The following is a 19,816-nucleotide window of genomic DNA, read 5'->3' on the forward strand; positions in this document are numbered from 1 at the left end:
GGCATCTCGGGTGCGATCCAGCATCTGGCCGGCATGAAGGATTCGAAGGTGATCGTCGCGATCAACAAGGATCCGGACGCGCCGATCTTCGGCGTGGCCGACTACGGCCTCGTCGGCGACCTGTTCACGCTCGTGCCCGAAGCGGCCGCGGTGCTTTGAGCGATGCCGCTGTTCGAATTCGACGGCATGCGCCCGCGCGTCGATCCGTCCGCATACGTTCATCCGAGCGCGGTCGTGATCGGCGACGTGACGATCGGCGCGGGCTGCTACATCGGCCCGCATGCGAGCCTGCGCGGCGACTTCGGCGCGATCGTCGTCGGCGACGGCAGCAACGTGCAGGACGGCTGCGTACTGCACGTCGGCATCCGCGAGACGTGCCGGCTCGGCGTGAACAGCCACATCGGCCATGGCGCGATCGTGCACGGCGCGACGCTCGAGCCGGACACGATGATCGGGATGAACGCGGTCGTGATGGACGGCGCGACGATCGGCGCGACCACGATCGTCGCGGCCTGCGCGTTCGTGAAGGCCGGTTACGACGTGCCGCGCGGCGTGCTGCTCGCGGGGGTGCCAGGTCGTGTGGTGCGGCGGCTGAGCGACGCGGAGATCGACGCGAAGGCGAACGGCACGCGGATCTATCAGCAGCTGGCGGTGGATTGCTTGAGGGGGCTCCGGCAGATCGACGACGCGTAAGCGATGCGCGTTGTCGTTCGGGCGGCGGAGGCTTGGCCGGCGGCAAGACCATCGTGCATCAGCGTGAATACCGCAAATCCGTGCGCGCCGCGCGCCGCGCCGAAAGCGCGATGTCACACGGTTTATCGGGGTTTGTGCGGATGGCGATTCGACGTCGTGCATGCCGGTCGCGACGCACGCGCCGGATCGATTGCCTGATGCGGCGCCGTTGTCTTAAGATCGGCGTCACACCATCCCACCGCCTCCGGCGCCGAATGAAAACGACCCTACGCCTGCGCGTCGCCATTATCGCTTCGGCCTTCGCCGTCTATCACGTATTCATGCACATTCAGTGGGTCGCCAGCGGTTGCATCGAATTTCGCGGCAGCCGGCATTGCAGCTTCGAGAACAGTGAGAATTTCGAAGGCATGATGGACTTCGACCTGCTGCTGACCTGCGCGTGGGTCGCGGGGGCGATGATGGCGTGGTTCGCGGTCGCGCGGTCGTCGAAGAAACCGGGTTGACGTCGGGACGACACCGCCGAGGGCTTCGGATGCGCCGCGTGCGGCGGCGCGTTTTCGCCGTCAATGCCCGACGGCTGCCATCATTCGCGCCGAATGGCGTTCGCCTGTCGCCGCACCGACCGGTGCGGGCTCGTCCAGCGCTGCCAGTTCGCCGGGCGAGAGATCGATGTCCGATGCGACAACGTGTTCCTCAAGATATGCGATACGCCGGGTACCCGGAATGGACACCATGTTGCGGCTCTACGTCCACGCGATGACGATTTGCGCAGGCGTGACACCCTTCGACGCCGAGATTGCGGCGATTCGGTCGACCCGACCAGCCGACCAGCCGATGGCGGCACGCGCGACCCAGGCGCATACAGACGGATTCAGGCAATGCGTCCTATTGCCGTCTTTCAATCCGCCTTGCAAGCCGTTTCCTATCGACTAACATTTTCCGGTAGCGTCTGTTTTGCGGTTTGTCGGTCAGTCCCACTGAAACGGGAGATAAAAATGCCAGAAGAAATCGACCCGCGCCGGCGTGGCTTTGCGCGCTTGGCAGCCGGTGCGCTTGTTGCAGCGCAGTACGGGATGCTGCAATCCGCTCACGCACAAAATGCGCCGTCGGCAACACCGCCGCTGCCACCGATCAAGCCTGGAAGCCATCCGTCGTTCACGACGATCAAGCAGATCAAGGCCGGGTTGCTCAATGTTGGTTATGCGGAAGCGGGCCCGGCCGATGGGCCGCCGGTCATGCTGCTGCACGGCTGGCCATACGACATCCACAGCTTCGTCGACGTCGCCCCGGCGCTCGGCGCGCAGGGGTATCGGGTGATCGTTCCGTACCTGCGGGGCTACGGCTCGACCACCTTCCTGTCGGACCAGACGATGCGTAACGCGCAGCCGACGGCCGTTGCACTCGACATCATCGCGCTGATGGATGCGCTGGACATCCGGACGGCCCTGTTCGGTGCATTCGACTGGGGCGCGCGAACCGCCGATATCATTGCCGTGCTGTGGCCGGAGCGTTGCAAGGGGCTGGTATCGGTGAGCGGCTATCTGATCGGCAGTCAGAGCGCGGGAAAAATGCCGCTGCCGCCCGCCGGCGAGTTCCAGTGGTGGTATCAGTTCTATTTCGCGACCGACCGCGGCCGCGACGGCTACGAGAAGTACACCGAAGATTTCGTCAAGTTCATCTGGAAACAGGCGTCGCCGAAATGGAACTTCGACGACGCAACCTTCGCGCGAAGCGCGCCGGCTTTCCGAAACCCGGATCACGTCGCCATTACGATCCACAATTACCGGTGGCGGCAGGGCCTTGCGGTGGGCGAGGCGAAGTACGACGAATACGAGCAGCGGCTTGCATCCGCGCCGCCGATCACGGTTCCGAGCATCACGATGGAAGGCGACGCGAACGGGGCGTTTCACGTGCCGCCGGCCGTCTATCGGGCGAAGTTCACCGGCAAGTACGAGCATCGCACGATCACCGGCGGTATCGGCCACAATCTGCCGCAGGAGGCGCCGCAGGCATTCGCCCAGGCGGTGGTCGACGTCGGGCGGTTCTGACCGGCAGACCGCGCGGCGGGTCGTCCCGCCACTGCGTCATTGCGTGCGCACCGGCTCCGGCCGGTCGCGCAGGATCGCGAGCGACAGCGCCGCCAGCCCGCAGCTGGCGATGAGCATCAGCAACGCGCCCTTGCCGGCATGCACCATCACCCAGCCGCCGAGCGACGGAAACCCGAACGCGCCGATGAAATACGACGCGACGAACCAGGTCAGCACGCCATGCCGTTGCGCGTCCGGGCAATCGTTGACCGCCTGCGCCTGGATCACCGGATACATGAGGCCGTAGCCGGCGCCCAGCAGGACGGCCGCGACGGACTGCAGCGATGCGTGCGCGGCAGCGCCGAACATCGCGAGCGCGCCGAGCAGCATCAACATGAGCAGGCCCTTGGTCGCCGTTTCGGGGCGCGCCATCCTGACCCATCTCCCGAGCAGCCAGCGCGCGCTCACCACCGTCATCGTATAAACGCTGAAGAATGTGCCGGACCGCGCCTGCGTGCCCTGCATGAGCGACATCTGGAACGTCATCAGGCCGGAGAACACGCAGGTGCCGAGTGCGATCATCGCGATCGGCGCGGCGGCCCGCGTGCGCGAGATCGTGCGCAGCTCGCGCACCCACCGGCCGCCGGCGGCGGGGGCGGACGGACGCGGGCTCAGGCGGCCGAATGCTTCCAGCATCAGCGACGCGAGCGCGCACAGCGCGCCGACCGCGTAAAGCGTGTCGTCGATCGACCAGTGGAGCATGCGCATCGCATAGGAGGCAAACGCCGGGGATGCGCCGATTCCGGTCATCTGGAACGTCGCCGATCGGAAGAACCAGGTGCCGCGCTCCGCACCGCTGGTACGCTCGGCCAGCGACATCGGCGCGGCCAGGTGAAACGCGCCCCAGCCGAAGCCGACCAGGAAGCCGGACGGCAGGTCCGCATAGGGCGCGCGCCCGACGAGCGCGAAGCCGACGATGCCGGCGCCGATGCACAGTGACGACAGCGCGGCGATCCGTGTGGTGCCGATCTGCTGCGAGAACCAGCCGACGAACGACAAGCCGGCGAACGTGCCGACCGTCGCCGCGGCCAGTGCCGCGCCGGTATCGAGATCGCTGCCGCCGATCGCGCGAAAGCGCATCGACAGCAGGAAGGTTGCACCGTAGCCTCCCGCGGTGAGCAGGGTGCCGACGAGAAACAGCAACGCACTTTGAACGCGCATGACGGCTATCCGGGGCGACGGCGACGGTCGGGGTGAATCGTCGATTGCGAGACAGTATGAACCAGGACCGATGCGGGATGCCCGCATTCGTGATGCTGCATGCGTGCCGTCGGCTTTTGTCCGACATGGCTCGAACACGCTCGTCCGAGCGCGCCGTTGCGCATCGAAAGGCCTGCATCGGCGGGGCTGCAGGACGAGGTTGAATGCGTCGGGCCGGCACCGTTGCGCGCCGCGCGGCGCCTGGTTTTTTTCGACGCACGAGGCACCCGCGCGCACTTTGATTTCCCCTGTCCGCTGCACTAGATTCGAAACATTACGTGCCAGCGACTGCGCGAGGTGAAGCCATGACGCCGTGGGAGATCCAGGGAACCGAACTGATGAACTGCAATTGCTCATACGGTTGCCCCTGCCAGTTCAATTCGTTGCCGACGCACGGCAACTGCGAAGCGATGGGTGCGATTTCGATCGACAGCGGCCACTACGGCGACGTGGTGCTCGACGGTGTCCGGATCGCGGTCGTGTTCCAGTGGCCCGGGCCGATTCACGAAGGCCACGGCCGGTGCCAGCCGATCGTCGACGAGCGTGCGAGTCCCGCGCAGTGCGAAGCCGTGCTGAAGATCATGACCGGTCAGGACACCGATCCGTTCGCGACGATGTTTTCCGTGTTCGCATCGACGCTCGAGCAGGCCTACGAGCCGATCTTCGCGAAGATCGATTTCGACGTCGATGTCGATGCGCGGCGCGGCCGGATCAGCATCGACGGCGTGCTCGACATCGTCGGCGAGCCGATCCGCAATCCGGTGACGGGCGCCGAACATCGCGTGCGGATCGACCTGCCGCACGGCTTCGAATACGAGCTGGCCGAGATCGGATCCGGCACCGGCCGGTCGCACGGCCACATCCAGCTGGATCTCGAGCGGAGCTACGCGCAGTTCGCACGGCTGCACCTGAACAACCACGGGCTGATCCGGCATCGCGTCGCGGCATGATCCCCGTCGGCGAGCTGCTCGGACGCGAGCGCGTCGTCACGCTGCTCGGCATGACCGCGCTCGTCGGCGCGTGCTGGGCCTACCTGTGGACGGGGGCCGGCACCGGCATGTCGGCGCTGGACATGACGGCGGTCGCGCTGTTCCCGCATCGGCTGGCCGACGGCATGGGCGCCATGGATCCGTCGCTGGCGACCGTGATCCTGATGTGGTGGGTGATGATGATCGCGATGATGACGCCCGGCGCGGCGCCGGTCGTGCTGCTGTACCGGCGCGTGCTGCGCCATCACGATCGGGGCGATGCCGGGTCGGCATTCACGTCGACGTGCCTGTTGGCCGGCTATCTGGCCGTATGGCTCGCGTTCTCGGTCGGCGCGGCCGTGCTGCAGATGCTGCTGCAGCCAGCCGGCCTGATCTCCGGGATGATGCTGTGGTCGAAGAGCGCCGTGCTGTCCGCGATCGTCCTCGCGCTGGCCGGCGTCTATCAGTTCACGCCGCTGAAACAGGCCTGCCTGCGGCAATGCCGGTCGCCGGTTCGGTTTCTCGCGACATACTGGCGCCCGGGCATCACGGGCAGCTTCCTGCTCGGCGCGCGCCACGGCGCGTATTGTGTGGGCTGCTGCTGGCTGCTGATGGCGCTGCTGTTCGTCGGCGGCGTGATGAACGTCGTGTGGATCGTCGCGTTGTCGCTGTTCGTGCTGGTCGAAAAGGTGCTGCCGGGCGGCGAGCGGGTCGGCCGCGCACTGGGTGTCGTGCTGATCGGGTGGGCGGTCGCGACGTTGCTGGTGTAGGGGGTGCGTTCCATGCGTTACCCGCTGCAGCCGGGAGTCGGTTGATGAAGATTCGAAATATTGCCGTCGCCGTCCTCTGCGCGATGAACGTCGTCGCGACACCGGCGTATTCAGCCGGCAGCATGTCCGACATGAACATGGACATGGGCGACTCGAAGACGTCGGCGCCGGATGCCGCGCTGACCAACGCCGAAGTGAAACGGATCGATGCCGAGCACGGCATGGTGACGCTGAAGCACGGCGCGCTCCAGAACGTCGGGATGGCGCCGATGACGATGGCATTCAAGGCCGGCGACCCAGCGATGATCGCGTCGCTGCACGTCGGCGACAAGGTCAAGGTCCGGGTCGAGCGCGTGAACGGTGCGCTGACGATCGTGAAGCTCGAGAAGCAGCGGTGAGGTTCGCCGCGCGTGATGGCAGGCGAGACGGGCCAAACCCGAACGCTTCGGTCTGCATGCGGCACATCGTGCTCGGGAACGATCGCAGGTACGGCGCGTGAGGGGGCGCGTCCGGCGAGCATTCCGGGGAACGGTAGTCCTGTCAATCATGGCGTTGCGGGGGCAGGGCATAGGCTTCGCCAAGGTAGTGCCACTGCACCTGCTCAGCGGCCAGCCAGTCGAATGACGGTGCGCCGAAGCGTTCCCCGATTTGATAGCGCTCCGCAATGTTACGGCGGGCGGGGATCAGTTCGGCTTTGGGGGCAGAGGGTGGGCCGTACAGCGCGAGCCAATAGCCATCGCGTGGTACTGGATTGTCGCCCGTGACAACCATCGTGCTATGTTCTCGTGCCGCCACGGCATACCCGTCCGGAATGAATTCCCGGCCTTGCTGCGCCACACTCTTTTGCGGCTTGGGGGGCGGTGTCACGGCCTTTGCGCCGTCGATCAGCGTCTGTGCTTTACCATCCCATTTCGGCAACGGGGCGGGTGGCAGCGGGAGTACCTTGTCAAGATTCGGCAGCTTCAGGCGACCCTGATAGAACTCGAGCGCATCCCCGAGCTTGCTGTAACGTTCCGCACGCGCTTTGTCGATATGCCCGACCAGGTTGGTTCCATCGGTAAGGTCCATTCCATCGAATTCGGTGAAAAGCTTATTTGCGCATTCAGCGGAACCTAGCTTGACCCCTTGATGAAGAACATGAAGCGCACGCAGCTTCGCTTCAGCAGTTTGTGGTCTCGCGTAGACGTGTCCTAACTCTTTCGCAGCAGTTCCATATCCCTGCGCGAGCGCACATTCCAGCATTTGCGTCGCGATAGGCAAATTTCCCCAGAATTCACCGCCGGGGTCGTCATATGCAGCATCTGTCTTTGTTCCAATGAACGTTTGTGCGGACGGGCTGCCCATATCAGCCGCGCGCTGGAAGAAGGCATAGGCACTGGTGGCATCGCCACCTTTAACCAGCCCGTTCTGATGGTAGACCCCCATCATGTCGTAGGCGTCAGGCACACCCAGTTTCATCGCTTTTTCCACCCAGCGGATAGCGGCTTCAGGATCATGGGTTGGTACGCCCTGACGATCGCTCAATAACAGTGAGGCGATATTGAGCATGGCCTTCCAGTGATGGCGCTCGGCAGCCTGCGAGTAGAGTTGGTAAATCTTCGGGTAATCGCGCTTATCGTAGTCAATGTTCGGATTATCAAGCGCCAGCGCCTGCTGAAACCACAATTCAGCCTGGGGGTCGACAGGCGGTACGTGTTGGGCCTGATACACGCACGCGAAGGATTTGCGATGAGGGCTGAATAACGGCAGTTTCTCGTAACGGGGCAGGTCGGACACGGAGGCACTCAGCTGGCTGGTCTGGGCTGAAAAAGGGCTGGCTTGCGAATTGGCGGCCAGCAAGCAGAGGCTGGCGAATAGAAATCGCAGAACGAGGGTGATCAGTTTCGCGTTGGATCGATTCATCTCAAGTAAGGGCCGATGTGTCTGACGTCGATGGAATAGTCGCGAAAGCGCCAGTTTCCGCCGCGAGGTACGCGGAAACCGCATGCGTGACGATGTTCAGGAAAGCCGCAGCGTCGATCGATGTGCTGAGCACTAATACCGTTTGTCACCGGAATATCCGCCGGCTTCCGCAAAATTCAACTCGACGCCATTCCCGGCCGGATCGGTGAAAAAGATCTGCAGCTGGCTCGTGACCGGCACGTACCGGCGCGCGTACCGGACCTGCGCGTCGCCAAGACGCCGCTCCATGTCCGCGGCATTCGCGCATGCAAACGCCACATGGTCGAACGTATTGACGACGTGCGCCGGCCGCGCCTCGCCGGGCCGCGCTTCCGACAGGTGGAGGGTCGCCTGCGCCCCCGCGTAGAGCCAGTAGCCGCTGCTCTGGAACGGCGGTCGATACCCGGGTTCGAGGCCTACGACGTTCATGTAGAAGTCGCGCAGCGTATCGAGCGTGGCCCGATCCGCGCGGAGGTTGTAATGATCGAATCCGATGACTGGCATGGCAGGTTGTCCGGTTCGCGCAAGCGGCGCATGGCACAGCATCGCGCAGCGCGGGGCATCCTGTCACCCCCGAACGCCTTTGACCGCCGCGGCCGGACGCGCGAGCCCGCGTGCCGGCAGCGGCGTCGACATCACGATCGACGTGCGCGTTTCGCCATACAGGTTGATGCGCTCGATCAGCTGTTCGAGATGCGCCATGCTGACGGCGACGAACCGCATCACGTAGGAATCCGCGCCGGTCACGTGATGGCACTCGACCACTTCGGGAATGGTCTCCAGCAGCTTCAGGAATTTCGCCTTCGCCGGCTGCGGCACCGTGATGCCGATCAGCGCGCTCACCGGGTAGCCGGCCGCGGCCGGATTGACCCGCGCCGTATAGCCGTCGATCACGCCGCCCGATTCGAGGCGCTTCACGCGTTCCGTGACCGCCGGCACCGACAGGTGAACCTGGCGTGCCAGATCCGTGTAGCTGATGCGGCCGTTGGCCTGCAGCAGCGCGAGTATTTTCCAGTCGAGTTCGTCCATCGCGGCGGAGTTTTTAAGGTGAAGCGGCTATTTTTCCTTAAAAACCGCCTTCAGCGGCGACCGGAGTTTCCCTACGATGACGGTTCAACGCATTGCATGTCGCGAGGAGCCGGCCATGTTGTTCATCAAGTCCGTCGTAATGGGATTGTCGATCGCGGTGCCGGTCGGCCCGATCGGCATGCTGTGCATCCAGCGCAGCTTGAGCCGCGGCTTTCACGCGGGGTTCGCGACGGGCATCGGCGCCGCGTGCGCCGATGCGATCTACGGGCTGCTCGGCGCGCTGGGCGTCGCCGGCATCGTCATCGCGTTCCCGATGCTGACCGTCGCGCTGAAAATCGGCGGCGGCGCGTTCCTCGTGTGGCTGGCGTGGTCGATCGCGCGGCAGGCGCCGGCGGCGTCGACCGCATCGGCGGCGGTTCGAGACCTGCCGCGCACGACCGTGCTGCGCGATTTCCTGACGACTTTCGGCCTCACGCTGTCGAACCCGATGACGATCCTGTCGTTCGTCGGGATCTTCGCGGCGCTCGGCCCGCTGGCGGGCACGCATGAAGGCTCGATGGGAGCGACCGTGGCGCTGATGGTTGTCGGCGTGTTCCTGGGTTCCGCGACGTGGTGGCTGTGCCTCAGCAGCGCGACCGCCGCGCTGCGCACGAAGATGTCGCTGACGTTCATGCACCGGCTGTCGCGCATGTCGGCCGTCGTGATCGCCGCGTTCGGCGCGATCCAGTTGATCGCGGGCGTGCGGGGCGTCGCAGGGGCCTGACGCGTAGCGCGGTGCGAGCGAACGCGATCGCGCGATCGCTCGCTTGCGGCCGACGACATCCGGCACCCGTACACCCGTCGGCATCGCCACCCGCGCACCTGGGTGCCGATGCACCGGCCACCCCGCTCAGAACGTATAGCTGACCTTGCCGAACGCCGTGCGGCCGAGCGTGTTGTAGCCGTACGCGGTCATGTACTGACGGTCGAACAGGTTCGACAGCGTGGCGGACACCGTCAGGTGCGCGCTGATCCTGTACGACGCGCGCAGGTTCACGCTCAGGTACGACGGCAGGTACGTCGTATTGGCCGGGTCGTCGAACGTCGTGCCGCCGTAGCTCAGCGACACGCCCGTGCTCAGCGCGTGCAGATGGAATTCGTCCCACGTGTGGTCGACGTTCACGCTGACGGTCTGGCGCGGCCGGCGGTTGAGCCAGCTGTCGTTGGTCTCGTCCTGCGGATTCAGGATCCCGATCGCGACGCTGACAGGTGTATAGCGGCCGATCGTGCCCTTGTACGACAGGTCGATGCCGCGGATATGCGCACGGCCGATGTTGATCGGCGAGAACGTCGCGGGGTTGTACGCGATCAGGTTGCTGACGCGCGTGTCGTAGATCGCGGCGCTGAACGTGCCGTACGCGGTGTTCGCGTCGAACGCGGCCTCGACCGAATCGCTGCGTTCCGGGTTCAGGTCGGGATTGCCGTAGCCCGGGTAGTACAGGTCGTTGAACGACGGCAGGCGGAACGCATTGCCGTACGACACGCGCGCCGTATAGACCGGCGTAATGGCCCACGACAGCGCGGCGTTGCCGGTGTTCACGGCCTTCCCGGCAATGATCTCGTGGCGGCCCGCGACGAACATCGTCACGCTGCCGAGCGTCGCCGACTGATGCATCGAGAACGCGGAATCGTTGCGCGTCGGCACGCCGTCCGGCACGTCGACCGGCAGGAACGCCTGTTCGCGCGTGAAGTCGTACGCCACCTTCGTCTCGCCCGACAGCGGCAGGCCGAACAGATGGAAGCCGTGCGCCTGATGGGTCAGCGACGTCGACGAGCTGATGCGCTGCGAGTTGATCTGGTCGGTCGGGATGGCCGGGTCGCTCGCGTACAGGAACTGGCGATCGTTCGCATAACCGAACGACTGGTCGAACTGCGTGTCGGGCGTGACGTCTAGATGGAACGCGAGGCCGGTCGTCAGCTGATGATCGAGCTCGCGGTTCGCAAAGCCGGCGTTGTCATAGGACAGGTCGGAGCGGTGGTACAGCGCGAACGTCGAGATCGACCAGTTGTCGCGCGCATAGCCGAGGCGCGCATCGAGGTCCTGCGCGTGATACGGATTGCGGCCGTCTTCGTGGTAGGGCAACACGGGCCGCGTTGCGTCGATGCCCGCCGTGTTGTAGTCGTGCAGGCCGAGTGTGTAGGTGAGGCCGCCCAGCGCGGCGAGCGGCCCCGTCGACGGCACGGTGCCCGACGTGCGCAACTGCGTGTCGAAGGTCTTGTTCGAGCCGCCGCCGAACGACACGGTGGTCTGGTTCGGCTGGCCGGCGGCGCGGCGCGTGAACAGCTGCACGACGCCGCCCATCGCGTTCGCGCCGAACGACGCGGCGGCCGGCCCCGAGATCACCTCGACGCGCTCGAACGCTTCGGTCGGCAGGTCGGCCCACGGCGCGATGCCGGTGGTCGGCGAGCCGATCCGGATGCCGTCGATGAACACCGCGACCTGGCTGGCCGACGAGCCGCGGATGCTGACCGACGCCGACGAACCCGGGCCGCCGTTCTGCGAGACGGTCACGCCCGGCAGCGTCGCGAGCGCCTGCGTGATGCTCGGGTCGCTCGGCGACAGCCGGTCGAGATCGGCGCGCGTGAGCACCTGCGTCGTCGCATAGCGCTGGTCGAACGACTCGGGCAGATGCCGCGTGTCGGTCACGCTGATCGTCGGCAGGTCGGCGCCTTCGGCGGGTTGGGGCGGCTGCGCGGGCGGCATGTCGCCGGCGGCGTGGGCGATCGGGGAGAGCAGCGCCGTGGCGGCGGACGTGGCGAGAAGGTGGCGAAGATTCATGAGGCAGCGAGCGTGATCGTGTTGCGGGTACGGCGAGCGTAAGCGGGCGGCGGCGGGTACCGCCTGGTTATCGTCGGTCTATCGCGGGACCGGGCAGCGTGGGCGGCATTCACGCGTGTCGTCATGACGCGTGCCGCACGACACGGCACGGCACACGCGTGCGGACACGCCGCGCGGACTGGCCGCGCAACGGCACGACGCTTCCGGCGTGGAAGCGGAGGCGGAAAGATCGGACATCTGAAGGGTCCTGAGGTCGGGCCGTCCATGCAACGGGGCGACCGCCAAAGGCGGTGCTGGCGCATCGGGACACCCCGCCCGGTGCGGCTGCTTGGACCTCGGGTCGATGGCAGGTCTCCTGGCTCGCGGGTCGCGATTCGCACCGGCCTTCCCGGTTTCCCAGTGGCATGGGGTGGTGCGGATTCGCCGCTCACAGTTGCGGGGGCAGCCGCAGATTCGAGGCACGGCCTCTCCTGCGTTCCCTTTTGATCCCGTTCCCGGGAACCATCAGCGCGCAAGCGTAATGGCGAGCGCGCCGGCGCGTCAATTATCGAAGTGCGCAGGGATGCGAAAAAACGTCAGTGTTCGCCGGATGCTTTCGAAATCATTTCAATTCGAGCCTTCGCACCGCGTTTCATGTCTGACGAAACGCACCGCCGGCGGCGCTGCAATCGCGCCGGAACCGGCTCGGCGCGATGCCCGTCCATCGCACGAACGCCCGCCGAAACGCTTCTTCGCCACCGAACCCGAGATGCGCGGCGATCCGCGCGACCGGCCAGTCCGACTCGCGCAGGCAGCGCCGCGCGACGTCGGCGAGGCACTGTTCGCGCAATGCGTGATAGCCGCTGCCTTCGGCCGCCAGCCGCCGCCGCAACGTCGCTTCGCTGACGCCGAGCCATGTCGCCAGCGCCGCGAGCGCGGGCAGCGCCTGTTCACGCGCGAGCGCCGCATCGAGAAAGCCGCGCACCTGCTGCGCCCATGACACGACGGCCGGCGCGGCATCGATCAGCCCAAACGGAAAATCGACGAGAAACGCGGCCAGCTCGCCCGGCTGGCGGATCACGCGTGCATCGAGCCGCACCGCGTCGAACGCGAAGCCGTAGGTCTTGCGGCCGACGTCGACCGGCGCGTTGAACAGCCCGAGCAGCGGCATCGCGTCTTCGCGGCGCGGATGGCCGAGCCAGACTTCGTCCGGCCGCAGCGGCTGCCCGATCAGCCAGCCGAACAGTTGCAGATAGCAGAACAGCCCCGTCAGGTCGACGAGGCACGCGGCGGGGCTGCGCGTGCGGCGCAGCGAATCCATCCGGAACGTCGCGCGTCCGTCGCGCACCGCGAGCGACAGCGCGCCGGCGCGCGGCGTCAGCATCTCGCAGAACTCGGCGGCGCAGCGGATCGCGTCGGCGAGCGTCGCGCAACTGAGCAGGCACCGGCACATCAGGTCGACTTCCTGCTTGCGCATCGGCGGATGGCCGTCGCCGCGCGCGACCTGCGCCTCGAGCCGCTCGATCGCGTCGCGGTACAGCGCGACGAAGCCGCCGGGTGTCGTCGTCGACGCAGCAGCAACGGCGGGCGGCGCAGGCCGTTGCGCCGGCGGCACGCCGCTGCGCGCCAGTTCGTCGAGCAGACGGGCACCGAAGCCCGGCAGCACGCGGCCGCGTGCCGGCAATGCACGCTGTTTCATATGTCTCCCGGTTTGAGCGTCCTGACAGGGGCCGGTGAGCGTGCCGGTAGGGGTTCGCCGACCGCCGCCACGCAAGAATGCTATCCACGCCGGCCGCTTCCGGCCTCGCCGGAACAGCGTAGGCGGCCGGCATCGCATCCCGCCACGAACCACCCGAGACGACCCGCGAATGATCCAGATCGTAGACGAAATCACCCTCGCGCCCGAGCGCATTCCCGACGTTCTCGCGCTGCTGCGCGACCGCTATTTGCCGGGCCACGCGGCACGCGGACTGACGGCGGCCGGCCGCTGGGTGTCGCCGCCCGTCGCGGTGCCGGGGCAGCTGAGCACGCTGTGGCTGACGTGGCAGGTCGCCGATGCGCCGTCGTACTACCGGATGCGCGCGTTGACCGACGGCGACGTGGTTGCGTTCTGGATGGCCGTCGACGCACTGTGCGACGCCCGCCGCCGCCATGTGATGACGGATGCCGATGCGCCGCTGCCGGCCCTGACGGAGGTCGACCATGCGGCATGACACGGCCCAGATTTTCGTTTCGGCGACCGGCGATGCCGGCGCATTCGAGCACGCGTTGCGCGAAGCCGCGCAGGCGTTGCCGGGCGCGACCCGCGTGGCGCTCGCGCGCAATCTCGACGGCTGCTGGGGCGCGGGCGACTACACGCTCGACGTGCTGCGCGACGAACGGGCGACCGGCCACGCGACGGATTTCGCCGCGCTGGCCGGTCTGCCGGGCGTCGTGCGGATCGACGGCGCGGCGTGTCATGCGATCGGCGGCGGCCTGCGCGAACCGGCGCTGCGCGACGGCATATGGCGCACGCTGATGCTGCGCGTGCGGCCCACGGCCGGCGAAGCGCAGGTGCGCGATCTCGAGCGCGAACTGCTGCGCATGCCGGCATTCATGCCCGGCATCCGCAACTGGCGGCTGAGCCGGATCGTGACGCCGGGCATGTGGACCCACGTCTGGCAACAGGAATTCGCGCACGTCGGCGACCTGCTCGGCGAATACCTGCTGCATCCGTATCACTGGGGCTGGGTCGACCGTCGCTTCGACGCCGAAAGCCCCGACTGGACGGTCGAGGCGATCTCGCACGCGTTCTGTCCGCTCGCGTCGAGCCTGCTGGCCGACACGGCGGCGTGACGCGCGACGCGCACGCGACCCGCCGCAATGCAAACGACAACACCGGAGACACCACCATGCGAGCCTTGCTGATCGACCGCGTCGGCCATTCCGACGCGCTGCGACTGGCCGACGTTCCCGCCCCGAAGCCGGGCCCCGGCGACGTGCTGATCCGCGTCGCGTACGCGGGCGTCAATCCCGCCGACTGGAAATGCCGCGAAGGCTATCTCGGCGCGTTCATGCAAATGACGTTTCCGTTCGTGATCGGGTTCGACGCGGCAGGTGTGGTGGCGGCGGTCGGCGACGGCGTCGAAGGTGTCGCGCCCGGGATGCGCGTATTCGCGCAGACCGACGTCGGCGCGGGGCGCTGGGGCGCGTATGCGGAATACGTCGCGGTGCGGCACGACTCGGTCGTGCGCCTGCCCGACGCGGTCGGCTTCGCGGAAGCGGCCGCCACGCCGACGCCCGCGCTGGCCGCATGGGCCGGCCTGTTCGACGACGGCGGGCTGCGGGCCGGGCAGACCGTGCTCGTGCACGGCGGCGCGGGCGCGGTCGGCACCTTCGCGATCCAGCTTGCCGCCCAGGCCGGCGCACGCGTCGTGGCGACGTGCTCGGCGCGCAACCGCGCGAGCGTCGAAGCGCTCGGCGCGGCGGCGAGCATCGACTATCGCGCGCAGGACATCGCGACGGCCGTGCGGGCGTGGGCGCCGGGCGGCGTCGATCTCGTGCTCGATGCGGTCGGCGGCGACACGCTGCCCGCCGCACTCGACCTGCTGGCGCCGGGCGGCACGCTCGTGACCATCATGACGCTCGCGCCCGGCGATGCGCAGCGGCTGGCCGCGACGGGCGCGGAGGCCGCGCGGCGCGGGCTGCGCACCGCGATGACCTACAGCCGGATGCCGAGCGGCGCCACGCTTTCATCGATCGCCGAGCGGCTCGGCATGCGCACGCTGCGCGTGCCGCGCTTCGACAGTTTTCCGCTCGAACAGGCGGCGCGCGCGCTCGACCTCGTTCAAACGGGCGACGCGAAAACCAAGTTCGTGCTGCACGTTGCGGATATCGCGGGCTGACGCATAACGACCCCGACACACCATCATCTACACCGGAGACATCATGACCGACCACCGAACCGCGACGCTCGCGGGCAAATGCGCGCTCGTGACGGGCGCGAGCCGCGGCATCGGCCGCGCGATCGCGCAGCGCCTCGCAGCCGAAGGCGCGACCGTCGTCGTGACGGCGCGCAGCCTCACGCACTCGGCGACGACCGCCGGCACGCTCGCCGAAACGGTCGCGCTGATCGAGCAGGCCGGCGGCCGCGCGATCGCACTCGCGGCCGACCTGTCGAAGCCGGCCGAGCGCGATGCGCTCGTCGCGCGCGCGGCCGAGGCGGCCGGCGGCCTCGACATCCTCGTGAACAACGCGGGCGTGGCCGACTACGCGTGCATCGACGCGATGCCGATGACGATGTTCGACGCGACGATCGAACACTACCTGCGCATTCCGTTCGCACTGAGCCAGGCCGCGATTCCGCTGATGCGCGCGCGCGGCGCCGGCTGGATCGTGAACGTCGGCTCGGTCACCGCGCTCGCACCGCTGCGGCCGTTCGACGACTTCGCGCGCGCGGGCGGCGCGACCGTCTATGCGGCGGTCAAGGCCGCGCTGTCGCGTTTCACGCAGGGGCTCGCAGCCGAACTCGAAGCCGACGGCATCGCGGTGAACCTGGTCGCGCCGAGCACCGCGATCCGCACGCCGGGCGCGGCCCGCTATATCCCCGAAGGCTATCCGACCGAGGACGTCGCGTATCTGGCGGAAACCGCGCTCGCGCTGTGCAGCCTGCCGGCGCGCGAGCGCACGGGCCTCGTCACGCACAGCCTGCATTTTCCGATGTCGCAGGGGCTCGCGGTGCGCTCGCTCGACGGCCGCACGCCGTTGCCGCCGCCCGAGATTCCGGCGTACGCGCATCCCCATATCGACCCGGCAGGACTGTGACATGACGAACCCGATTCGCTTCGACGGCGGCACCGCCGTGATCACCGGCGCGGCCAGCGGCATCGGCAGCGGGCTCGCGCGCCACGCGGCCGTGCTCGGGATGCGCGTGGTGCTGGCCGACCTCGACCCGGCGAAGCTCGACGCATTCGCCGCGACGCTCGACACCGACGTGCTGTGCGTGCCGACCGACGTGAGCCGCCCGGAAGCCGTCGACGCGCTGGCCGACGCCGCCTGGCGGCGCTTCGGCGGCGTCGACCTGCTGTTCAACAACGCGGGCGTGATGGCGACCGGCTTCAGCTGGGAAATCACGCCGGAGCGCTTCGAGCGCAGCGTCGCGATCAACGTGCACGGCGTGATGAACGGGATCCGCAGCTTCGTGCCGCGCATGCTCGAGCGCAACGTGCCGGCGCGCGTCGTCAATACCGCGTCGGTCGGCGGGTTCCTGCCGAGCCCGCTGATGTCGCCTTACTCGGCGACGAAATTCGCGGTGGTCGCGCTGACCGAATCGCTGTACGGCGAACTGAAGATGCTCGGCGCGCCGGTCGGCGTGTCGCTCCTCGCGCCGGGCCCGGTGCAGACGGGCATCTTCAACGACCCGTTCGGCGCCGCGCACGACCGGCCCGAAGTACAGGGCTTCGTCGATACGATGCGCGCGATGCTGAACGCGCACGGGCTCACGCCCGACGTGTTCGCGGCGCGCGCGTTCGACGGCATTCGCGACGGGCGCTACTGGCTGATTCCGCAGCCGGAGACGCTCGACGGCGCGCTGCAGCGGCGCACCGCGGACATCCTCGCCGCGCGCGATCCGTCGCTGCCGTCGTTGTGATGGCGTGACGCGGGCCGGCCGACCGACGCGGCCGGCTCACGCAGCGTGACCCGCGTTACATATGCATGCCGCCGTGCGTGCGGCCGCTCGGGTCGCCGCCGCGATCGGGCGGCGTATTGTTCTGATCGATCTTCGCGAGCACGAAGCCGGCATGCGGCAGCGCGGCGGGCGAACGGTTGGCTGCCTGCGCGACCGAGGCGTGCGGTGCGTGCAGCAGCGTGGCGGGAAAACCGGATGACGTCACGCCCGGTTGAGCGAACGCCGAAAGGGATGCTGCCGCGAGGGCGGCGGCGACGATCGCGTGCGTGTTCATGGTGACTCCTTCTTCACGACTGACTGCGGGACAACGCATTCAGTCTAGGGCGCGAAACTTAACGCGGCGTGAAGGAGCGGCGGCGCGCGGATGACAGGATGTTCATGCGGTCATCCGCGCGACGCGACGCATTACGCGGAGGCGGATACCAGCGCGCAGAAGTTCTCGAGATCGACGTTGCCGCCGCTGATCACGATGCCGACGCGCTTGCCTTGCAGTTCGTCCTTCATCCGGCGCGCGGCCGCGAATGACAGGCAGCCGGTCGGCTCGACGACAATCTTCATACGGGTCGCGAAGAAGCGCATGCAGTCGACCAGCTCCGCGTCGGTCGCGGTCAGGATGTCGTCGACGTCGCGCCGCAGGATCGGGAACGTCAGGTTGCCGAGGTGCTGCGTCTGCGCGCCGTCGGCGATCGTGCGCGGCGTGTCGATATGGACGATCGACCCGGACCGGAACGATTGCTGGCCGTCGTTGCCGGCTTCCGGCTCGACGCCGTACAGCTTCGCGTGCGGCGACAGCGCGCGCGTCGCGAGCGCCGTGCCCGACAGCAGGCCGCCGCCGCCGAGCGGCGTGAAGACCGCGTCGAGCGGCCCGACTTCGTCGAACAGTTCCTTCGCCGCCGTGCCCTGGCCCGCGATCACGTCCGCGTGGTCGTAGGGCGGCACCAGCGTGAGCCCGTGTTTTTCCGCGAGTTCGCGGCCGATCTGCTCGCGGTCCTCGGTATAGCGGTCGTAGGTCACGACGTTGCCGCCGTAGCCGCGCGTCGCGGCCATCTTCGCGGCCGGCGCGTCCTGCGGCATCACGATCGTCGCGGGGATGCCGAGGATGCGCGCCGACAGCGCGATCGCCTGCGCATGGTTGCCGGACGAGAACGCGACGACGCCGTGGCGCCGCTGCGTCGCGTCGAAGCGCGACAACGCGTTGAACGCGCCGCGGAACTTGAACGCGCCCATGCGCTGCAGGTTCTCGCATTTGAAGAACACCTGCGCGCCGAGCGCTTCGTCGATCGTGCGCGACGTCATCACGGGCGTGCGGTGCGCGTGGCCATCGAGCCGCGCCGCGGCGGCCGCGACGTCGTCGTAGGTGGGGAGGGTCGGAGTGTTCATGAGTCGCTCGTCGGAAGAGTCAGTCAACAGGTAAGCGGGGCGCGCCGCGGGCACGCATCATTTCGCATCGTTGTATACAGTGGCGCGCGACACGCCGAGGTGTTGCGCGACGATTTCCATCGCGCGGCGCACCTCGAGGAAGCCGTCCGCCTTCAGCGCCTGCATCAGCTCGCGGCGCTGGTCGGTCTTCAGCTCGCGCGGCGTGGTCGCGAGGCGCGTCGCGAACGCGTCGATGCGCTGCCGGATCGCGTCCGCGCCGGCCGGGTCGAGCGTTTCGGCGACCGGCGCGCCTTCGGTGCTGCAGAACTGGTTCAGCATCCCCTGGAAGCCGCGGAACAGCGTGACGTCCGCGTTCAGGCACAGCGCGGCCACATAGCGGCCGCCCGAGTCCTTGATGCCGATCGACGTGCTTTTCGCGGTGCGGCCGTCGGCGAAGCGGTTCGCGTAGTTCGCGAGCACCTGCGGGAAGTCGTCGTCCGCGATGCGGGCGAGCCCGAGTTCGGTCGCCGGATCGCCGATCGCGCGGCCCGACAGGTTGTTGTGGATCGCGAGGATCGCGTGCTCCGGCGTGCGCAGGTCGTGCACGACGACTTCGGTGAACGGCGCGAACATCGCGCCGAGCCCTTCGGCGATGCGCAGCACCTGCTCGATCAGCGACGCCTGTTCCGAATGCGGCCTGGGGCGGGGCGTGGTCATGCGCTGGCCTCGAGCGCGGGCGCGCCGGTCGTTTCCGGCCGCGTGATGTCGGCCAGCAGCGGGCGGGCGATCCGCACGTAGTCGGACGCGTCGAGCACGACCGAGCGGTCGAGGCGGCCTGCGTTGAACGCGATTTCGTCGTTGAGTTCGATCAGGGCAGGGTCGACGACGAGCGCCACGTTCACGTCGAACACGAACGGCGGCACGGCGCCCATCACGCAGCGCGTGACCGCGGCGGCGAGTTCGGGCGGCGCGAGCGTCGCCTTGCGGCGGCCGACCGCGTCGGCGACCTTGCGGAAGTCGATCTTCAGGTGGCCGGGGATCACCGCGAGTGCGGTGGCGTCGCCGCCGTCCTTGAACGTGCAGAGCATCGCCTTCGCGCCCTGTTCGGGACGCGTGCCGCGAAGCGCGGCGATCGCGTCGGATTTGCCTTCGGCCGGGTGATCGAGCACGCGGAACCGCGCGCCCGAGGTGTTCAGCAGTTCGCACAGCGCGTCGAAGACGGGGTAGTCGCTCATGGGGTTCCAGGCAGGAGGGCGCGCATCGGTACGCGGGAACGGCGCCTGTCGGTTCGCCGTCGATGGATT

23 protein-coding genes, 1 pseudogene and 1 riboswitch are annotated in these 19,816 nt (G+C 67.8%); of the genes and pseudogenes, 13 read left to right on the forward strand and 11 right to left on the reverse strand.

The window, feature by feature from the left end; translation table 11 throughout:
* From DIE02_RS22160 to DIE02_RS22170, 3 genes and pseudogenes are all read left to right on the forward strand, one after another.
* A pseudogene (locus tag DIE02_RS22160) lies at nucleotides 1–159 on the forward strand (electron transfer flavoprotein subunit alpha/FixB family protein); the annotation flags it as partial.
* 3 nt (nucleotides 160–162) lie between these two features.
* Complete coding sequence (locus DIE02_RS22165; RefSeq protein ID WP_124484702.1) at nucleotides 163–693, forward strand: transferase hexapeptide repeat family protein; 531 nt, start codon at nucleotides 163–165, stop codon at nucleotides 691–693.
* A 254-nt stretch (nucleotides 694–947) separates the two neighbouring features.
* A complete protein-coding gene (locus tag DIE02_RS22170; protein WP_124485054.1) occupies nucleotides 948–1,196 on the forward strand; it encodes a hypothetical protein in 249 nt (82 codons plus the stop codon).
* A gap of 60 nt (nucleotides 1,197–1,256) precedes the next feature.
* On the opposite strand, the gene DIE02_RS35600 is transcribed toward DIE02_RS22170, so the two are convergent.
* Entirely contained in the window at nucleotides 1,257–1,427 is a 171-nt protein-coding gene (locus DIE02_RS35600; protein ID WP_185641053.1) for a hypothetical protein, read from the reverse strand.
* Nucleotides 1,428–1,688: 261 nt separating this feature from the next.
* Between DIE02_RS35600 and DIE02_RS22175 the strand changes: the two genes are divergently transcribed.
* Nucleotides 1,689–2,741 (forward strand): alpha/beta fold hydrolase, encoded by a 1,053-nt coding sequence (locus tag DIE02_RS22175; RefSeq protein WP_124485055.1) that lies wholly within the window; start codon nucleotides 1,689–1,691, stop codon nucleotides 2,739–2,741.
* Between the two features lie 36 nt (nucleotides 2,742–2,777).
* Here the strand turns inward: DIE02_RS22175 and DIE02_RS22180 are convergent, their stop codons facing one another.
* Complete coding sequence (locus DIE02_RS22180; RefSeq protein WP_124484703.1) at nucleotides 2,778–3,941, reverse strand: MFS transporter; 1,164 nt, start codon at nucleotides 3,939–3,941, stop codon at nucleotides 2,778–2,780.
* A 344-nt stretch (nucleotides 3,942–4,285) separates the two neighbouring features.
* Between DIE02_RS22180 and DIE02_RS22185 the strand changes: the two genes are divergently transcribed.
* The 3 genes from DIE02_RS22185 to DIE02_RS22195 are packed head-to-tail and all read left to right on the forward strand — an operon-like array spanning nucleotide 4,286 to nucleotide 6,116.
* Nucleotides 4,286–4,930, forward strand: coding sequence for a DUF1326 domain-containing protein (locus DIE02_RS22185; RefSeq protein WP_044844625.1), 645 nt, complete (start codon nucleotides 4,286–4,288; stop codon nucleotides 4,928–4,930).
* Entirely contained in the window at nucleotides 4,927–5,718 is a 792-nt protein-coding gene (locus DIE02_RS22190; protein ID WP_124484704.1) for a DUF2182 domain-containing protein, read from the forward strand. Before DIE02_RS22185 ends, DIE02_RS22190 begins: the two co-directional genes overlap by 4 nt.
* 44 nt (nucleotides 5,719–5,762) lie before the next feature.
* A complete protein-coding gene (locus DIE02_RS22195) occupies nucleotides 5,763–6,116 on the forward strand; it encodes a copper-binding protein (RefSeq protein ID WP_124484705.1) in 354 nt (117 codons plus the stop codon).
* Between the two features lie 142 nt (nucleotides 6,117–6,258).
* On the opposite strand, the gene DIE02_RS22200 is transcribed toward DIE02_RS22195, so the two are convergent.
* The 3 genes from DIE02_RS22200 to DIE02_RS22210 form a co-directional block, all read right to left on the reverse strand.
* The gene (locus DIE02_RS22200) at nucleotides 6,259–7,494 is read right to left on the reverse strand and encodes a DUF6396 domain-containing protein (protein WP_409364372.1); all 1,236 of its coding nucleotides are present in this window, start codon (nucleotides 7,492–7,494) and stop codon (nucleotides 6,259–6,261) included.
* A gap of 258 nt (nucleotides 7,495–7,752) precedes the next feature.
* Nucleotides 7,753–8,163, reverse strand: coding sequence for a VOC family protein (locus DIE02_RS22205; protein WP_124484706.1), 411 nt, complete (start codon nucleotides 8,161–8,163; stop codon nucleotides 7,753–7,755).
* A 63-nt stretch (nucleotides 8,164–8,226) separates the two neighbouring features.
* Nucleotides 8,227–8,688 carry an Lrp/AsnC family transcriptional regulator gene (locus tag DIE02_RS22210; RefSeq protein ID WP_124484707.1) on the reverse strand — a complete coding sequence of 154 codons (462 nt, stop codon included), beginning with the start codon at nucleotides 8,686–8,688 and terminating at the stop codon, nucleotides 8,227–8,229.
* A 115-nt stretch (nucleotides 8,689–8,803) separates the two neighbouring features.
* Between DIE02_RS22210 and DIE02_RS22215 the strand changes: the two genes are divergently transcribed.
* Complete coding sequence (locus DIE02_RS22215; RefSeq protein WP_124484708.1) at nucleotides 8,804–9,451, forward strand: LysE family translocator; 648 nt, start codon at nucleotides 8,804–8,806, stop codon at nucleotides 9,449–9,451.
* 126 nt (nucleotides 9,452–9,577) lie between these two features.
* On the opposite strand, the gene DIE02_RS22220 is transcribed toward DIE02_RS22215, so the two are convergent.
* Together DIE02_RS22220 and DIE02_RS22225 are read right to left on the reverse strand one after the other, a co-directional pair.
* Nucleotides 9,578–11,506: a TonB-dependent receptor domain-containing protein gene (locus tag DIE02_RS22220; protein WP_124529775.1), complete on the reverse strand. Its 1,929-nt coding sequence runs from the start codon at nucleotides 11,504–11,506 to the stop codon at nucleotides 9,578–9,580.
* Nucleotides 11,507–11,833: 327 nt separating this feature from the next.
* Nucleotides 11,834–12,027: riboswitch (cobalamin riboswitch) on the reverse strand.
* Nucleotides 12,028–12,137: 110 nt separating this feature from the next.
* Nucleotides 12,138–13,184, reverse strand: coding sequence for an AraC family transcriptional regulator (locus DIE02_RS22225; protein WP_124484710.1), 1,047 nt, complete (start codon nucleotides 13,182–13,184; stop codon nucleotides 12,138–12,140).
* 169 nt (nucleotides 13,185–13,353) lie between these two features.
* Between DIE02_RS22225 and DIE02_RS22230 the strand changes: the two genes are divergently transcribed.
* The 5 genes from DIE02_RS22230 to DIE02_RS22250 are packed head-to-tail and all read left to right on the forward strand — an operon-like array spanning nucleotide 13,354 to nucleotide 17,114.
* On the forward strand, nucleotides 13,354–13,698 hold the full coding sequence (locus DIE02_RS22230) for a hypothetical protein (RefSeq protein ID WP_124484711.1): 345 nt from the start codon (nucleotides 13,354–13,356) through the stop codon (nucleotides 13,696–13,698).
* Complete coding sequence (locus DIE02_RS22235; protein ID WP_124484712.1) at nucleotides 13,688–14,320, forward strand: Dabb family protein; 633 nt, start codon at nucleotides 13,688–13,690, stop codon at nucleotides 14,318–14,320. The genes DIE02_RS22230 and DIE02_RS22235 overlap by 11 nt, the downstream gene beginning before the upstream one ends.
* 56 nt (nucleotides 14,321–14,376) lie before the next feature.
* Nucleotides 14,377–15,369 carry an NADP-dependent oxidoreductase gene (locus tag DIE02_RS22240; protein WP_124484713.1) on the forward strand — a complete coding sequence of 331 codons (993 nt, stop codon included), beginning with the start codon at nucleotides 14,377–14,379 and terminating at the stop codon, nucleotides 15,367–15,369.
* A 43-nt stretch (nucleotides 15,370–15,412) separates the two neighbouring features.
* The gene (locus tag DIE02_RS22245) at nucleotides 15,413–16,288 is read left to right on the forward strand and encodes an SDR family NAD(P)-dependent oxidoreductase (RefSeq protein ID WP_124484714.1); all 876 of its coding nucleotides are present in this window, start codon (nucleotides 15,413–15,415) and stop codon (nucleotides 16,286–16,288) included.
* Nucleotide 16,289: 1 nt separating this feature from the next.
* The gene (locus DIE02_RS22250) at nucleotides 16,290–17,114 is read left to right on the forward strand and encodes an SDR family NAD(P)-dependent oxidoreductase (RefSeq protein ID WP_124484715.1); all 825 of its coding nucleotides are present in this window, start codon (nucleotides 16,290–16,292) and stop codon (nucleotides 17,112–17,114) included.
* A gap of 55 nt (nucleotides 17,115–17,169) precedes the next feature.
* Here the strand turns inward: DIE02_RS22250 and DIE02_RS22255 are convergent, their stop codons facing one another.
* The 4 genes from DIE02_RS22255 to DIE02_RS22270 all read right to left on the reverse strand — a co-directional run bounded on the left by DIE02_RS22255 (nucleotide 17,170) and on the right by DIE02_RS22270 (nucleotide 19,747).
* The gene (locus DIE02_RS22255; RefSeq protein WP_124484716.1) at nucleotides 17,170–17,427 is read right to left on the reverse strand and encodes a hypothetical protein; all 258 of its coding nucleotides are present in this window, start codon (nucleotides 17,425–17,427) and stop codon (nucleotides 17,170–17,172) included.
* 131 nt (nucleotides 17,428–17,558) lie between these two features.
* Entirely contained in the window at nucleotides 17,559–18,533 is a 975-nt protein-coding gene (locus DIE02_RS22260) for a threo-3-hydroxy-L-aspartate ammonia-lyase (RefSeq protein ID WP_044844612.1), read from the reverse strand.
* Between the two features lie 57 nt (nucleotides 18,534–18,590).
* A complete protein-coding gene (locus DIE02_RS22265; protein ID WP_124484717.1) occupies nucleotides 18,591–19,229 on the reverse strand; it encodes a transcriptional regulator in 639 nt (212 codons plus the stop codon).
* Complete coding sequence (locus tag DIE02_RS22270; protein WP_124484718.1) at nucleotides 19,226–19,747, reverse strand: YbaK/prolyl-tRNA synthetase associated domain-containing protein; 522 nt, start codon at nucleotides 19,745–19,747, stop codon at nucleotides 19,226–19,228. Before DIE02_RS22270 ends, DIE02_RS22265 begins: the two co-directional genes overlap by 4 nt.
* Nucleotides 19,748–19,816 lie beyond the last annotated feature (69 nt).

Origin of the sequence: Burkholderia sp. Bp8991 (assembly GCF_003853795.1) — a bacterium.
In the GTDB taxonomy this organism is placed as follows: Bacteria; Pseudomonadota; Gammaproteobacteria; order Burkholderiales; family Burkholderiaceae; genus Burkholderia.